This window comes from Paenibacillus sp. J31R109, assembly GCF_059692055.1.
Genome location: NZ_JCAUAR010000010.1, coordinates 237,752 through 252,260 on the forward strand (window position 1 = coordinate 237,752; position 14,509 = coordinate 252,260).

11 protein-coding genes, 16 tRNA genes and 1 rRNA gene are annotated in these 14,509 nt (G+C 45.3%); 2 read left to right on the top strand and 26 right to left on the bottom strand.

Going from position 1 to position 14,509, the window contains the following annotated elements:
- Nucleotides 1-74: 74 nt before the first annotated feature.
- Both AC58QT_RS23660 and AC58QT_RS23665 read right to left on the bottom strand, forming a co-directional pair.
- On the bottom strand, nt 75-1,448 hold the full coding sequence (locus AC58QT_RS23660) for a molybdopterin-dependent oxidoreductase (RefSeq protein WP_497411172.1): 1,374 nt from the start codon (nt 1,446-1,448) through the stop codon (nt 75-77).
- A gap of 171 nt (nt 1,449-1,619) precedes the next feature.
- A complete protein-coding gene (locus tag AC58QT_RS23665) occupies nt 1,620-2,003 on the bottom strand; it encodes a hypothetical protein (protein WP_310501636.1) in 384 nt (127 codons plus the stop codon).
- A 185-nt stretch (nt 2,004-2,188) separates the two neighbouring features.
- Here AC58QT_RS23665 and AC58QT_RS23670 point away from each other — a divergent pair, with 185 nt between their 5' ends.
- Nucleotides 2,189-2,983: an alpha/beta fold hydrolase gene (locus AC58QT_RS23670; protein ID WP_497411173.1), complete on the top strand. Its 795-nt coding sequence runs from the start codon at nt 2,189-2,191 to the stop codon at nt 2,981-2,983.
- Here the strand turns inward: AC58QT_RS23670 and AC58QT_RS23675 are convergent.
- Together AC58QT_RS23675 and AC58QT_RS23680 are read right to left on the bottom strand one after the other, a co-directional pair.
- Nucleotides 2,973-4,187, bottom strand: a complete 1,215-nt coding sequence (locus tag AC58QT_RS23675) for an ROK family protein (protein ID WP_497411174.1) — start codon at nt 4,185-4,187, stop codon at nt 2,973-2,975. The genes AC58QT_RS23670 and AC58QT_RS23675 overlap by 11 nt on opposite strands.
- An 84-nt stretch (nt 4,188-4,271) precedes the next feature.
- Nucleotides 4,272-4,982 (bottom strand): class I SAM-dependent methyltransferase, encoded by a 711-nt coding sequence (locus tag AC58QT_RS23680; protein ID WP_497411184.1) that lies wholly within the window; start codon nt 4,980-4,982, stop codon nt 4,272-4,274.
- A gap of 250 nt (nt 4,983-5,232) precedes the next feature.
- On the opposite strand from AC58QT_RS23680, the gene yjcZ reads away from it, so the two are divergent.
- A complete protein-coding gene (yjcZ, locus tag AC58QT_RS23685; RefSeq protein ID WP_310501640.1) occupies nt 5,233-5,343 on the top strand; it encodes a sporulation protein YjcZ in 111 nt (36 codons plus the stop codon).
- Nucleotides 5,344-5,426: 83 nt separating this feature from the next.
- Here yjcZ and AC58QT_RS23690 read toward each other — a convergent pair whose 3' ends face one another.
- The 22 genes from AC58QT_RS23690 to AC58QT_RS23795 all read right to left on the bottom strand — a co-directional run.
- Nucleotides 5,427-6,977 carry an ABC transporter substrate-binding protein gene (locus AC58QT_RS23690; protein WP_497411175.1) on the bottom strand — a complete coding sequence of 517 codons (1,551 nt, stop codon included), beginning with the start codon at nt 6,975-6,977 and terminating at the stop codon, nt 5,427-5,429.
- 76 nt (nt 6,978-7,053) lie between these two features.
- A complete protein-coding gene (locus tag AC58QT_RS23695) occupies nt 7,054-8,004 on the bottom strand; it encodes a carbohydrate ABC transporter permease (RefSeq protein WP_310501642.1) in 951 nt (316 codons plus the stop codon).
- 15 nt (nt 8,005-8,019) lie between these two features.
- Nucleotides 8,020-9,006 (bottom strand): ABC transporter permease, encoded by a 987-nt coding sequence (locus AC58QT_RS23700; RefSeq protein ID WP_497411176.1) that lies wholly within the window; start codon nt 9,004-9,006, stop codon nt 8,020-8,022.
- A gap of 228 nt (nt 9,007-9,234) precedes the next feature.
- On the bottom strand, nt 9,235-10,839 hold the full coding sequence (locus AC58QT_RS23705; RefSeq protein ID WP_497411177.1) for a response regulator: 1,605 nt from the start codon (nt 10,837-10,839) through the stop codon (nt 9,235-9,237).
- Nucleotides 10,832-12,604, bottom strand: coding sequence for a sensor histidine kinase (locus AC58QT_RS23710; protein ID WP_497411178.1), 1,773 nt, complete (start codon nt 12,602-12,604; stop codon nt 10,832-10,834). The genes AC58QT_RS23705 and AC58QT_RS23710 overlap by 8 nt, the downstream gene beginning before the upstream one ends.
- Before the next feature lie 189 nt (nt 12,605-12,793).
- Nucleotides 12,794-12,872: transfer RNA gene (locus AC58QT_RS23715), tRNA-Leu, on the bottom strand.
- A 17-nt stretch (nt 12,873-12,889) separates the two neighbouring features.
- Nucleotides 12,890-12,978: transfer RNA gene (locus AC58QT_RS23720), tRNA-Leu, on the bottom strand.
- An 11-nt stretch (nt 12,979-12,989) separates the two neighbouring features.
- Nucleotides 12,990-13,063, bottom strand: a tRNA-Cys gene (locus AC58QT_RS23725).
- Between the two features lie 10 nt (nt 13,064-13,073).
- A tRNA-Gly gene (locus AC58QT_RS23730) sits at nt 13,074-13,148 on the bottom strand.
- Between the two features lie 8 nt (nt 13,149-13,156).
- Nucleotides 13,157-13,228: transfer RNA gene (locus AC58QT_RS23735), tRNA-Gln, on the bottom strand.
- Nucleotides 13,229-13,250: 22 nt separating this feature from the next.
- Nucleotides 13,251-13,323, bottom strand: a tRNA-His gene (locus tag AC58QT_RS23740).
- 25 nt (nt 13,324-13,348) lie between these two features.
- A tRNA-Trp gene (locus tag AC58QT_RS23745) sits at nt 13,349-13,422 on the bottom strand.
- A 12-nt stretch (nt 13,423-13,434) separates the two neighbouring features.
- Nucleotides 13,435-13,516: transfer RNA gene (locus AC58QT_RS23750), tRNA-Tyr, on the bottom strand.
- Nucleotides 13,517-13,525: 9 nt separating this feature from the next.
- Nucleotides 13,526-13,601, bottom strand: a tRNA-Thr gene (locus AC58QT_RS23755).
- A gap of 15 nt (nt 13,602-13,616) precedes the next feature.
- Nucleotides 13,617-13,692: transfer RNA gene (locus AC58QT_RS23760), tRNA-Phe, on the bottom strand.
- A 21-nt stretch (nt 13,693-13,713) separates the two neighbouring features.
- Nucleotides 13,714-13,790 (bottom strand) — tRNA-Asp (locus tag AC58QT_RS23765).
- Between the two features lie 12 nt (nt 13,791-13,802).
- A tRNA-Met gene (locus tag AC58QT_RS23770) sits at nt 13,803-13,879 on the bottom strand.
- A 56-nt stretch (nt 13,880-13,935) separates the two neighbouring features.
- Nucleotides 13,936-14,008: transfer RNA gene (locus tag AC58QT_RS23775), tRNA-Val, on the bottom strand.
- Nucleotides 14,009-14,022: 14 nt separating this feature from the next.
- Nucleotides 14,023-14,097: transfer RNA gene (locus AC58QT_RS23780), tRNA-Glu, on the bottom strand.
- A gap of 15 nt (nt 14,098-14,112) precedes the next feature.
- Nucleotides 14,113-14,204: transfer RNA gene (locus AC58QT_RS23785), tRNA-Ser, on the bottom strand.
- A gap of 3 nt (nt 14,205-14,207) precedes the next feature.
- A tRNA-Asn gene (locus AC58QT_RS23790) sits at nt 14,208-14,283 on the bottom strand.
- Between the two features lie 117 nt (nt 14,284-14,400).
- Nucleotides 14,401-14,509: ribosomal RNA gene (locus AC58QT_RS23795) — 23S ribosomal RNA — on the bottom strand; the annotation flags it as partial.

Genomic DNA, 14,509 nt, shown 5'->3' on the forward strand with positions numbered 1-14,509 from the left:
ATTTCCGAACAGGATTCTTTGCCCTTACTATACCAAAATCCTAAAGAAAAGTCAGTTCCCCGCTTCCTTCGTGTTCAACCAAGATTATCCATTGGTTGTGCAACCCATGCATCGTTATCATAGCCGCGCACTTCCCAATACCCCATGTGCTCCTTATCTATTAACTCAATGGCTTGCAGCCACTTCACAGATTTATACGCATACATCTTCGGTACAATCAGGCGTACCGGCCCACCTAATTGCTGCGGAATGGGCTTGCCGTCCAATAAGACCGCGACCATAATGTCGTCCCCGTTCGCTTGACTCAAGGAAAGTGCATCGGTGTACACTTTGTCCCCTGAATAAAACTTCACAAATTTCGCAGATGCCTGCACGCCTGCTGCTGCTAATAACTGCTTCAACGGAATGCCTTCCCAGGTGCATTGGTACACAGACCAACCCGTCACACAATGAAAGTCGCTGACTTGCACCGTGCGTTTCATCTGCATGAACTGATCCCAGTTCCATGCGTTAGGCTTATCTACCAAACCCGAGATGGCAAATTTCCATGTATCTGATGAAAAAGCCGGAATTTCCGTCACCGTGTAGATACGGAAATTCCCTTTGGCCCCTCCGCCTACAACAGCGGCGGAATCGGGAAGTGGCTCTGGCGGCGGCAGCATGCGGTTGCCGTCGCTTGCCACATAGTCGGCGGTCGACGACCCGCCGGTATCGAACGCGCCTTTTATCCAGCGATAAAAGGCGGGACCGATCGCGATCACGAGCACCACGCCTGCGACGAGTCGCAGGAAGGAGGCGCGTGTGATCGGCGATTCCTTCAGCGCGGCGATAACCGCCTGCGCTGCTGTGCGCGACGTGGCGGCGTCGTCCGCCACGGGATCCGCCGCTGCCACGCTAGCGGCGGCAGCAGGGGCTGTGACCGCCTGCAGCGATGCTGGCGGTTTAGTCACGGCAGCGGCTTGCTCAAGCCGCTGTTGGCGCTTCAGCCATCGGCTGCGCGAGATGGCGTGGTACACGGCATACGGCACTCCGACCCAGGTGAGTAGGTCATGCACAAGGAGTGCCGCGTTATTCAAAGCCGGTGGCATGTGCCGGAACTGCCACAGGATTACGCCTGATGCGGCCCAGCCGATCAGGAGTGCGAGCACGAACACCAGATTCGCGCGTTGGTTGCGCCGCGCGCGAATTTGTCGCCAATGCTTGCGTATCATGGGTGCATACAGCACCATGAGCAGTACCGAGGCGACCCCCAAATAGATGTGCAGCTGCTTCAGCGTTACACGAAAAGCACCAAGATCCCCGCGGATCGCGCCAATACTGAGCACAATTCCCGTCACAGTCAACAGCACTAAAATCCAAGCATTCCAGCTATGAATGGCGTTTAACCGCTTTCCAAACGACTGCTTGAGCCAGCCTCTTTTTGACTCCACCTTCGCCACATCCTTCATGGGATACGTTCCATAAGATTATGCATCTATCATACCGCATTAACCTTAAAATTAGCTTATTATTTTGGATTAATTTATCAGTCCATCTTTTATCTTTCACTTGCCATCAAAAGAAAAAAGATGAAATCACGTCATCACGGATTTCACCTTCATTTGTTAATATAATTGTTGTTAACCGCCAATACGAATCTTTCGGTATGTATCGATAAACGATAGGACATCAACCCGTTTCCCCCTCTTTTTAGCTACGCGAGCCATTTTCACAAGGGTCGTCCAAAACTCATCCAGCACAGGGGATTCAAATCCATTTTCATTTGATTCTTGCGTTAACTTATGTTTGTTTTTATACGAAGTTCCTTCATCCGAAATGAGGTATTGTATTTGACTTTTCTTCCATTGCTCTCCCGATACGTAACTTACACCCATTTCACGCATTTTTTTGCGAACAGATGTGACAGGACGAGATAGTTCTCTAGCAATGACAACTGGCGGACACTCCGAGGAAAGGCGAATTAATTTGTCCAACTCTTGCGTGGACCATGGTTTCTTAGTCATATCAATAATCCCCATTTCGTAAATATGAATGTTTCATTTTGTCTGTTCTTGGTGAAGTACTAAAGGTATAATCAGAGAATAGCAATGAAATGTTAAGTAAGTATGAGTTAACCATAATGAAAGTATGAAGACATAACTTTTTCGATATTTATTTACAAAAACCGATTCTTGGAGGAAGAAAACGTATGAAAAAACATGTAAACGGTACTGAATTATTCGTTCAAGATCAAGGTCAAGGAGCCGCAGTTATCCTCCTTCATGGCTTTCCTTTGGATCATCGCATGTGGCAGGCTCAGGTCGAATCTTTGTCATCCCATTACCGTGTAATCACTCCTGATTTCCGCGGAATGGGTCAATCCAGTATCCCTGTATCCCCGATGTCTCTCACCAATTATGCGCAGGATATTCTCGCCCTGATGGATGAATTAGGTATACAAAAAGCCACCCTCGGAGGCTTCTCCATGGGTGGCTATGTCGCTTTTGCTCTACTACGTTTAGCGCCTGAACGTTTCTCTGGACTCATTCTTGCCAACACACGCCCCGAGCCAGACGGCCAAGAAGGACGGAAAAATCGTATGAATATGGCTGTCTCCTTATACGATAAGGGAGCCGCGGCAGCTCGTGATGCCATGCTTCCAAAGCTTGTCACTGCAACAACCCTGCAAGAGCAGCCGCAGCTGGTCGATAACCTTAAGCTGATTATGGATAGCATGCCAGCAGAAGGGCTTGTCCATGCCAGCATTGCGATGGCATTCCGTGATGATTCGGTACCCTTGCTCAGCACCATTTCAGTACCAACACTCGTTATTGCAGGTGAACAAGATGCCATCGCGCCTACGGATGTCATGAAATCCATGGCCGATCATATTCAAGGAGCTAGCTATCACGTGATTCCTGCTGCTTCTCATCTTACCCCGATGGAGAAACCTGACGTCTTTAATGCCTTGCTTCTTAATTTTCTTAAAGGAATTAAGGCTTAACCAGCTGATCCATAACCATCACGGCCGCTCCGATGGCAAGTGCTTCATCACCTAGCTGCCCTTTGCTAAAAATAACCTGATAGGCGGGGTAATAATAAGTTTTGCGGATAGCAACTTGCGTTGCTGTCTGGAAGAACAACTCCCCGCCTGTAATTAAAGGCCCCCCAATAATCACTTTCTCTGGGTGCAAAATATTTAATAAATTCGCCAGGCCGATCCCGAAATAGGTCGCTGCCTCCGTCACGATCTCCACGGCTAGGGGATCATTTTTTTTGAGCGCCTCCATAACATGCTTATAGGTGACTTGCTCGGGATCCTCCACCATATGTACCAAAACAGTTGATCTGCCTTGCTTTAAGGCTGATTTAGCAGCCTTCTCTATCGCATACAAGGAAGCGTACGATTCCAAAGCGCCATAATTACCAGTTTGGTTACGATGGGGAACACCATCCGTTTGAATAATCATCTGCCCTACTGAGCCTTCCATATCGACAGCCCCATAGATGACCTTTCCTTCCGACACCATCGAAGAGCGTAAACCTACGCCTGCATGAATATAAAGGAGATGCTTAAAGCTCCTTGTTCGCTGGTGCCAAGATTCTGCCAGAATCGCTGTGTTCGCACCATTATCCAGCAGCGCTGGGATCTGAAGGGCTTCACTTAACCAATGACAGATTTCCACATGCCTCCAACCAGTCGCAGGGAAATAGGAGGGCTCCAGTATAACGCCAGATATTCGGTCTACTGGCCCTACGGCCCCAACCCCAATACCCAACACCTGAGAAATATCAAGGCCATGCTGAACTAACATATGCTTGGCTTCCTCGGCAATAAGGGGAAGCAGTACTGCAGGCGTCATGACTTCTGTCATGGTCCAGCTCTTGGTTTCCAGCTTATTCATGCCTAAATCGACAAGCACCAGCTTGGACAATGTTCTGGAGATTTCCAAACCAAATATATAAGCATAGGCCGGATTCTTCTCGTACAAAATCGGCCTACGCCCGCCCGTAGATACTCCAAAGCCGGATTCCAAAATGAGTCCCTGACTCGTTAACTCTTCCAACAGGCGTGTCAACGTAGAGACTGTCATACCGCTTTGTTCTAATAAATCTATTTTCGAAACCGTAGTTTGACGTGTAATCAGCTCGTATACTTCCTTAGCTTTTCGGTTCGATATTCGTTCTGTTATGATATCTACGTTCAAAAGAAGCAGCCCCCAACGATAATCTTTCTCATACGTTTCGCCGTGAAGGATTCAATATCCTGCTTCTTATTGTGTCCTTATCGCTTAGAGCTTAGTGCCCATCATTAAGGTATAACCCATATAAGGATGATATTTACTGACAAGCTCATCATATCTAGCCGTGATTTGCCACACACGTGGATCCATAAAGGATTGTCGATCAGACAAATGAACAGGATCTGGGTGCTGAACTTGATCTTCAAACATCGTCAATGGAAAAGGGTGAATCCCTGTCGAGGCGACGGAACGGAATTGATTACTTTCCAGTAACTCTTGCCATTCTTCCAGCTTATAAATCTTACTCACCCCATAGAAGCTGCAAAGCGCCCTATGAATGCCTGTTGTCATGTCTTTTACTTTAATTACTTCTCTGTCGTACAGTTTGCCTTCTGGTCGTAATACCCGGTAATACTCCGATACGGCTTTCTGCGCATCTGCAAAGTTCGTGACGGATTCTACCATCACAACATCGAACGTATTCGCCTCGAATGGCAGCTGACATACATCCCCTATCAAGAAGTTCACCAGAGTCCCCTGCTTTTCCGCTCGAATCTTGGCTTTATTAATCATTTCTGGACGGATATCAATAGCGGTGACATCACAACCCTGCTCTGCCAAATAACACGCCGTTCTACCTGTTCCGCAGCCAACCTCCAGCACTTTTTTCCCTCGTTCAATCGGATATCTCTTCAGTTGCTCAATGGTCTCTCCAAATCCCCCGGGATGTGCGTTTCCTATCCCGAGCTTCGCTAACATATCCAAGTAATCGATAGCCCTTACACCTCCGCAATGGCATTACGTTCTTTTTCTACCATATGGAAGGCTCCTGTCACTTGTTCAACTTCTCGCCACCTTTTTCCCAAAAACAGGCTCATGCCCAAAAATGGGGGTTGTCCCTACAGAATTAGGCGAAACACCCAATCAAAGCGTGACATCTCTCCATAGGATAGTATTGTCTCTCATTCGCTTCTGCGGAAGAGCATTCCTTGAAAGGGGGGTGACATAAATGGGTGTTGCTGTAGGTACTGGTGCAGGTTGTGGTGGTGGAACTTCTGCTGCTGCAATTCTTGTCTTGTTCGTATTGCTTGTAATTGTAACGATGACTTATGCTTGGTAATTAGTTATACATGTTTAGAAACACAAATAAGGAGCCATAGCTCATCTGAGCTTGGCTCCTTATCCCCTTATACATACAATAACTTATTTCTTCGAGGCTGCTAAGAAGGCATCCAATTGTTTTTGCTTTTCAGCAATAATTTTATCGATGCCTGCTGCTTTCATTTTATCTTGATATTTTGGTAAGGAAGCATCCATATCGACCGAACCCGTGTCCATCGCCGCATCGAATTCTTTGCCTACGTTTACTGCCGCTGCCACTTGCGTTTTAACAGGCTCGGAGTCGAACGTAAAGCCAAGACCAGGGGATTTCTTACCTGATGAGTTGAATTCTTTGAATTTATCCCATTTCTTCGGATCTTCATTGTCATACAAGTAGTTCAAGAATTGGTTACCGAACTGCCAAGCAGCACCCGGCGCATAGTTTTTACCTGCATCAGTAGCTTTAATAATGTTGTCAGACACCTTCGTGTAGTGCGTTCCTTCAATACCGAAGTTAATTAAGTTGTTCAATTGTTTATCCGTGTGCAAAAGGTTAATGACCATCATCGTACGAGCTGGATCCTTAGAAGTTACCGAAATTCCTAACATGGAACCTGCCGTGTCGCCAGTAGAAATCGTACGTGGTGTAAGCTCGATTTGTCCAAGCTTGCCGACCAAGTTAGTTGCATTAGCTAATTCACTATCTTTACCTGGTTTTAATGAAGACGTAATCATGAACACATTACCAGATTTCAATGCATCTTGACCTGACAATTGCGTTGTAGCCGCATCTTTATTGATATACCCTTTTTGCATAAAATCACGTGTTAATTTCAAAATTTCCTTGTAACGCGGTTGATCCCATTTCGGAATAACCTTCGTATCCGTGCCATCCTTCATAATCACACCTGGAATTGTGCTATCCCCTAGGTAGTCATACTGTGCCAAATAATGCGCATTCAGGTTATCCCCGTCGCGAAGGAAGAAAGCTGTCATTTCAGGCTTTTTCTCTTTCACGGTTTTAAGAACATTGCCTAGATCCGCCATCGTTTTAACAGTGCCCATATCAATGCCTAGCTCTTTCGCGATATCGGAACGATACACGATGCCGCCTGAAGCTGCGAGTTCTTTATTCGTAGGTACACCATAGTTTTTACCATTGATTTTAGCGCCTTGAAGGAAAGCTGGGTCTAAGGAATCCGTAATACCTTTTCCATATTGCCCAATCAGATCATTCAGCGGCATTAATGCACCTTTACCCACATTGACAGCGTGACCATTCCATTGTGCTGTGAAAAGGATATCGAACTCTTCACGGGAAGCGATCATTAAATTCGTTTTGTTATCCCATTGACCCCAGTCGATTGGCATTAATTTAATCGTTGCATTAATTTTTTCTTTCAAAACCTTGTTCATCGCATCTTCGACTTTAGCTTGATCCGGTTGCGGCGTACCAGGGTAGACTAACTTCACTTCATAAGGTTTCAGGTCTGTCGTTGCTGCTTTCGTTGCGGCAGGTGCCGTACTTGTTGCCGGTGCTGCTGTAGCACTTGTTGTAGGCTCTGGTGTACTCTTTGAACAGCCCGCCAAAGTGAGTGATAACGAAAACGATAGGGTAAGAAGTGCAAAAGTGCTTTTTTTCAAAGCTTTCATTGATGGATTGCCTCCCTTTTATCTCAATTATTCCTATTATGCTAAACCAGTCATAACTGGTACAAGCCGTATCCAACTAACCTTTTATTGCGCCAACCGTTAAGCCCTTCTTAAAGTACTTCTGGAAAAAGGGATACGCGAACACGATCGGGCCTATACCGAGTACAGCCATCGCCATGCGCACCGTTTCCGTTGGCAGCTGCAGCATGCCCCCTGCTTGTGATAAACCTTGACTTGCCTGCACGTTAGATGTCAGAAATTGAATATCCAGCATCGTTTTGTACATCATGAACTGCAGATTGATGTTTTTACTGCCTGATATGAACACCAGACTGAGGAACCAGTCATTCCAATAGTTCAGCACCTGGAACAAACCAACCGAAGCCAATACAGGTAAGGAGAGTGGAATAATAATTTGACTGAAAATCCGAATCTCACCCGCTCCATCAATCTTAGCTGCTTCAATTAATGGCATCGGGATCGAATTAGCAAAGAACGTCCGCAGCAGGAGTACGAAGAAAGCGGATACGAGTAGGGGCAGCATGAGCGCTGCAATCGTATTTTTCAAGTCCAGCATCTGCGTATAGACCAGATACCAAGGAACGAGTCCTCCATTGAACAACATGGTAAAGAACATGAAGAAGGAGAAGAAACTTTTATGTGGAAAATCACTTCGCGAAATGGGGTACGCGTATAGCGACATCATGACTAAACTAATCGCTGTTCCCACCGTTGCTAAGAAGACTGAGATCCCGAAGGAGCGTAAGATTTGATGCCAATCCTTAAACATGAACTTATAGGCTTCCAAACTCCAAGCTTCCGGGATAAAATTGTAGCCATGAATCAGAACTCCCTTTTCATCGGAAAAGGATACAATAATGACTAATATAAGAGGCATTATACATGCTGCGGTATAAATCCAGAAGAATACGTTAACCAACATATTTGCTGTAGGTGATAAATCGTTCGGTCCTCGCTTCTTGGCTATCCGCTGTTGTTGTTTGCGTACAGTCATTGCTTCACTCACGACAGCCACTCCTTCTTAAAATAATGCATTCTCTTTGCTCACTTTTCTGACAAATAAATTCGTAACTAGAACTAGTAGGAAGCCTACTACTGCTTGATACAACCCTGCTGCCGATGACATTCCGATATCCCCCATCGTTAGGAACGTTTGATACACATAGGTATCAATAACTTGTGTCGTCGGAAATAACGCACCTGCATTCTTAGTTACTTGGAAGAACAAGCCGAAATCTGCATAGAAAATTCTACCTACCTGCAGAAGTGTCATCGTAATCATAACTGGCATGATCAGCGGAATCGTAATCCGTTTCACTTGTTGCCACTTATTCGCTCCGTCAATTAAAGCTGCTTCATAATACTCATGATCAATACCAATAATGGCCGCCATGTAGATGACGGTATAGTAACCAAGGTTTTTCCATGTATTCACGATCGGCAGGATAACTGTCCAATACTTCGGCTCCGTATACCAGTCAATCGGTTCAAAACCTAATTTAGGCAGGAGCACCGTATTCACAAAGCCATGCTCTGCTCCTAAGAAAGCATATACCAGGTAAGCCACACACACCATGGACAGAAAGAACGGTAGGAACATCGTACTTTGATGGAACTTGGATAAGAATTTACTGCGCATCTCATTGAACATAATGGCCATCGCGACTGCTATCACTAAGTTCAATACGATAAACACCAGATTATAAGAGATCGTATTCCGAGTAATGACCCACGCAACCTCACTGGAGAATAAATACTTGAAGTTATCGAAGCCAACCCAAGGACTTGCTAATATTCCCTTCGTGTAGTTCACATTTTTGAAAGCGATCAGAACGCCAGCCATTGGAATGTAGTTGTTGATGATTAACAATAGTGCTGCTGGCGCCATCATTACGTAGAATATCCAATACTTGCGTACTGTCCATAGAAAGCTTACTTTGACGTGAATTCGACTTTTTGTAGTACGTATAGGGGCTGCTTGCGCTGCCGTATTTGATGGTTCGTTCATCTTCTATTATGCTCCCCTTTCCAATCCATCCGCTTGCCTCTCTGTTATAGGTTCATTGTAAATTGTTTGGAAATAAATCTCTATCTGCGTAGTGACCGAATAAGCACTTCTGTGACATTCGAGAGTAACTGTCGATAATGCTCGTATATATGCTGCATAAAGCACAAAAGCCGCCCTTTCAAAGGGCAGCTTCTTGTCAGTTATGTTTGATCTTTCTTTCAATCCTTTTCAGCCCTGAAAGTTTTTCCGATACTCTTGCGGTGAAAGACCAGAATACTTCTTGAACATTTTCGCGAAAAAGGAAAAATGGGAATAGCCCGTTTGCTCCGCCACATAGCTGATTTTATCATTTGTTTCCGCTAGCAGCTTCATCGCTTTCTCCATTCGAACCTTTAGGCTATACTCCGAAATGGAAAGCCCTGTTTCCTTCTTAAATAAACGTGATAAATAGGCCGGATTGAGATATACGGAGGCCGCCAATTCCTCTCTACTAAGCTCTTCTTCCATATGCTCATCAATATACTGACATACCTTCGCTGTAACAGCCGAAACGCCTTTCAGATGGCTATTCATATAGTCACAGCTTATTTGCGCGATGCGCACAGCCCAGTTTCTAAGCTGATTTAAGGAGCGTGTCGCATTGCTATAATCCTGCAAATCTTGATGAGGCAGCATATCATGAACCGTTAATCCTTTTTTGTGCAAAACATGATACACCACATGCAGCAGACCATAGTAGAAAGCCTCTACGGTTTCAGAGCCTACATCATCCGACTTCTGCAGACGATCAATATTCTCTTGAATGCGAGCTACCAGTTCTGCCTTCTTTCCAGACTCTAATAACACGATCCAATCGGAAAAGGTTGGTGCTTGCGGCTTATTCAGATGCGGCTGATCCATCTCACTGACCATAAGGACACAATTGCTTTTCGTCACGTTGTTTCGCTCATTTTGAAACAGATCCGCAACCTTCGCCGTTAGTTTAAGCAAAGAACTTTCCTCACCTACATAACAGGACAAGCTGCACTGAAAATAGCGATGACAAGCACTAATATAAGCCTCACACTTTGCTTTAATTTCAGTTAGGGATGGCTGAATTCCTTTAGCTACATAGAGCAGAACTAAGGATGAGCCGTTCTCCTGAATCACACAACCTGCCTGATCCACAATAATGATTTCCGCAGCAGCTTTTCGAATCGCATACTCCATAATCTCTTCGTCTCTCGCGTTGAGCTCTTCCTTCCAGTGTTCCACACTAATTAAGATAGGTAAAATCGTGTGGGTCATTTCCAATGGGATTTCATACATCTGAAAATTACGTGTTAACCTCTCCTCATTTGCTGGTATTTTCCCGCTTAGCAGCTCCTGCCAGAACTTCTCCACCAAAGTCGGAAGCTCATTAACCCAGTGACTATAATACATTTTATACGTTTCATGAAAATCCAAATGCTCCTGATCCTCTTTGATCTTCGCGATGGCCAGCTTCACAATGTCTTGCAACCGATCGTGATCCACCGGCTTCAGCACATAATCGAAGCTTCCTAAACGAACAGCCTGCCTGGCATATTCGAAGTTCGCATGACCTGTCAGGAAAATTGTCTCTGTTTGCGGTGAATTCGTCCGTACCCACTCTTGGAGCTGCAAACCATTGGCGCCAGGCATTTCTATATCCGAAATCATAATATCAATGCGATTCTGTGATAGGATCTCTTTCGCTTCACTTACATCCAACGCTTCAAAAATGTGACCAATCGGAAACGTTCCCCAGTCGATCCCCACCGTTATACCTTTAACCGCAATCTTCTCATCGTCTACAACTAAAAGATTATACATCTTTATCCATCCCTTCCACAACGGCGGTATGAAGCGGCAGTCTGATTTGAACCATAGCCCCTCTGTCCGGCTTATTCATGAATCTCAGTGCAACTTTGTTTCCATAGTTCATCTGCAACCGATGTCGTACATTCCAAATCCCGAGATGCTCATCACCTGATTGGTCCAAATACTGAGCTGAATTCAATTGCTGCAGCATTTCCGGTTGAAAGCCCTCCCCGTTATCACTGATTGACAAGATGAAAAATTCCTCAGGTGCTTCTGAATCCTGCTCAGCTTTCACTTGAATTACATAGGTTCCATATTTTTTTGTAAAACCATGAATCACTGCATTCTCTACAAATGGCTGAACAATGAGTGGCGGAATCGCATACTGACTGTATCTCTCGGGCAATTGGATATCAAAAGTCAAATGATCTGGATATCGCATAACCTGAATCTCCAAATAATTCCGTATATGATCGATTTCATCCTTCAGTGTCATCGTCGTGCGATTCGTACGCATAATAAAACGGAAATAATCCGCCAGATGCAAGGACATCTTCTGAACTGACTTCGTATCCTTTAACGCCGCGAGGTTATAAATAATATTTAGACTATTCATATAGAAATGGGGATTTATCTGCACCTGCAAATGCTTAAATTCCGCCTGCTGAACACGGATCTTCTCCTCATACACCGAGATTTTCAAATTCTCAATCTGATCCACCATGTTGTTAAACGTCGCGATCAGGAAGGCGAATTCTGTCGAGCTGCCCTCATGCAGCCGTGTCGACAATTCCCCTTGCGCAATCTTCCGCATCCCACGAATTAATTGCATCAATGGTTTGAAAAGGATGCGCTGGACATACAACAAATAAATGCCAAGAACGAAGGCTCCGCCTAATGGCAAAAAGTAAATCAACAGCTGCAAATACGGTAAATTCTTAAGCATATTTTTCTCAGCAATAATGAGCTCAAATTCCAAATCAGCATGTGTGGAGGCTTCACGTACAATCAAAAACTGCTGATTCAACTCCTTATCTTTCACGATTTGAAAGCCTGAGTTTTTGGGCGCTATTTGATCGCTGATATTCTGATATCTCTGCAAAGGGAAATAGGTGTTTGTTAAGGTAGTCCCCTCAGGAGACACCACAGTAGTTCCTCCGCCTTCGCCGGTGTCCCATTTGCTAAGCGGTTCAACCATGCTGCTCATTTTAATAAGAATGCCACCCGACAGACCTGCCCCTAAATCCTTATTTATTTTCATCAAATAATGATCACCATTCGATGCTTTCATAATAAGCCAGTTGCCGTTGGAACTATCATTTGGACGTGTTTTCGTATTATCTACGATAAATTCTTTCACTGTCTGAACGCGATCATAGTAATACGTATTCTCTCTCGTCGACAGCAACAGATCACCCGTCGTAGCTGAAAATACAAAAAAGGTATTTACCAAGTTGTATATATCCAACTGTCGAGTTAACTTATTGAATAACCGTTGCTTCGCTAGAACATAATCATCCGATTCCAACGGGTACAAGTTCATATTGATAACATCTGGATCACTATATAGATGAAATAAATAATTATCGAATTCTTTGAGCGTATTATCGGTGTCCTCCACATATTGCTGCAGGAGCTTGTTATAGTTCTGTGATATTTGATCTCTTACCACATTCATGGAGTACACATTGTTAAAGGCTAGGAACAAAACTAAAGGAGCTACCACCAACGCAAACCCAATAAAAATTTTAAACCTTACTGAATTTACTATATTCAAAAGGATTCCCCGCCTCATCTGTCATTTAGGGTATGATCATTCATTGTAAACATCCTTTTCTTATTTTACTATCCGTGAAACACATGTACATAGCATTATAGATACAATGTTTGGCCAGAGTCGTCTATCATGAAGTAAATACAAAAAAGCCCATGAAATCAAATGATTTCACAGGCTTCTTTTTCATTATACCGGCAAGAGGACTCGAACCTCCACCCTTTCGGACTCGATTTTGAGTCGAGCGCGTCTGCCATTCCGCCATGCCGGCATAAACTTGTAAAACAATGGTGCCGAAGACCAGACTTGAACTGGTACGGTAGTCACCTACCGCAGGATTTTAAGTCCTGTGCGTCTGCCGATTCCGCCACTCCGGCTAATAAGATTGTGGAGGCGCCACCCAGATTCGAACTGGGGGTAAAGCTTTTGCAGAGCTCTGCCTTACCACTTGGCTATGGCGCCTTAGTAATAATGGAGCGGAAGACGGGGATCGAACCCGCGACCCTCGCCTTGGCAAGGCGATGCTCTACCGCTGAGCCACTTCCGCATATAAAACTGGGGATCAAGGATTTGAACCTTGGCATGACGGAGTCAAAGTCCGTTGCCTTACCGCTTGGCTAATCCCCATTATGTTGCTTTGGTAATAATGGGCGGACGACGGGACTTGAACCCGCGAATGCCGGATCCACAAACCGGTGCGTTAACCCCTTCGCCACGACCGCCACAATATTAGGTTTCTTGCATGTTTGGCAGGGGCAGCAGGAATTGAACCCACACCAAAGGTTTTGGAGACCTTTGTTCTACCCTTAAACTATGCCCCTGCATAAAAGAAATGGAGGCTGATGGATTCGAACCACCGAACTCGAAGAGAGCAGATTTACAGTCTGCCGTGTTTAGCCACTTCACTAAGCCTCCACAAAGCAATGGTGCCGTCGAGAGGACTTGAACCCCCAACCTACTGATTACAAGTCAGTTGCTCTACCAGTTGAGCTACAACGGCTTATTTAGTTAAAAATGGTGGCTTTGGACGGAATCGAACCGCCGACACGAGGATTTTCAGTCCTCTGCTCTACCGACTGAGCTACAAAGCCTTACTGCGATGAATGTGATAATGGCGGAGCTGACGGGATTCGAACCCGCGGTCTCCTGCGTGACAGGCAGGCATGTTAGGCCACTACACCACAGCTCCACATTCATTATTTGGTTGCGGGGGCAGGATTTGAACCTGCGGCCTTCGGGTTATGAGCCCGACGAGCTACCGGGCTGCTCCACCCCGCGTCATTAAGTATAAGTCACGTTTCCTATTAAATCAAGTCTTGCATTAGGAAAAATGATGGAGGCTGACGGGATCGAACCGCCGACCCTCTGCTTGTAAGGCAGATGCTCTCCCAGCTGAGCTAAGCCTCCATGGGAAGTAAAAATGGTGACCCGTAGGGGACTCGAACCCCTGTTACCTCCGTGAAAGGGAGGTGTCTTAACCACTTGACCAACGGGCCTTACTAGAAAGATTATGGCGGAGAGAGAGGGATTCGAACCCTCGAGACGCTTGTGACGCCTACACGATTTCCAATCGTGCTCCTTCGGCCAGCTCGGACACCTCTCCATATGGCTCCCCGAACAGGACTCGAACCTGTGACAACTCGATTAACAGTCGAGTGCTCTACCAACTGAGCTATCAGGGAATAGGAACAATGAATCTTTCAAGGTTTTATTCCTTGAAAACTAGATACGAAATTCACGTAAAGTATGCTACTTAGGATAGCAGAGAGACTTTAATCTACGATTAAAGATCCCTATATTAGGTTAAGCCCTCGACCGATTAGTATTCGTCAGCTGCATACGTTGCCGCACTTCCACCTCGAACCTATCAACCTCGTCGTCTACAAGGGGTCTTACATACTGGGAAAT

Excerpts from the sequence above, each read along its gene's own strand:
- yjcZ (WP_310501640.1), top strand. The coding sequence starts at position 5,233 with ATGGGTGTTGCTGTAGGTACTGGTGCAGGTTGTGGTGGTGGAACTTCT.
- AC58QT_RS23690 (WP_497411175.1), bottom strand. The coding sequence starts at position 6,977 with ATGAAAGCTTTGAAAAAAAGCACTTTTGCACTTCTTACCCTATCGTTT.
- AC58QT_RS23680 (WP_497411184.1), bottom strand. The coding sequence starts at position 4,982 with ATGTTAGCGAAGCTCGGGATAGGAAACGCACATCCCGGGGGATTTGGA.
- AC58QT_RS23705 (WP_497411177.1), bottom strand. The coding sequence starts at position 10,839 with ATGTATAATCTTTTAGTTGTAGACGATGAGAAGATTGCGGTTAAAGGT.
- AC58QT_RS23670 (WP_497411173.1), top strand. The coding sequence starts at position 2,189 with ATGAAAAAACATGTAAACGGTACTGAATTATTCGTTCAAGATCAAGGT.
- AC58QT_RS23700 (WP_497411176.1), bottom strand. The coding sequence starts at position 9,006 with ATGAACGAACCATCAAATACGGCAGCGCAAGCAGCCCCTATACGTACT.
- AC58QT_RS23665 (WP_310501636.1), bottom strand. The coding sequence starts at position 2,003 with ATGACTAAGAAACCATGGTCCACGCAAGAGTTGGACAAATTAATTCGC.
- AC58QT_RS23660 (WP_497411172.1), bottom strand. The coding sequence starts at position 1,448 with ATGAAGGATGTGGCGAAGGTGGAGTCAAAAAGAGGCTGGCTCAAGCAG.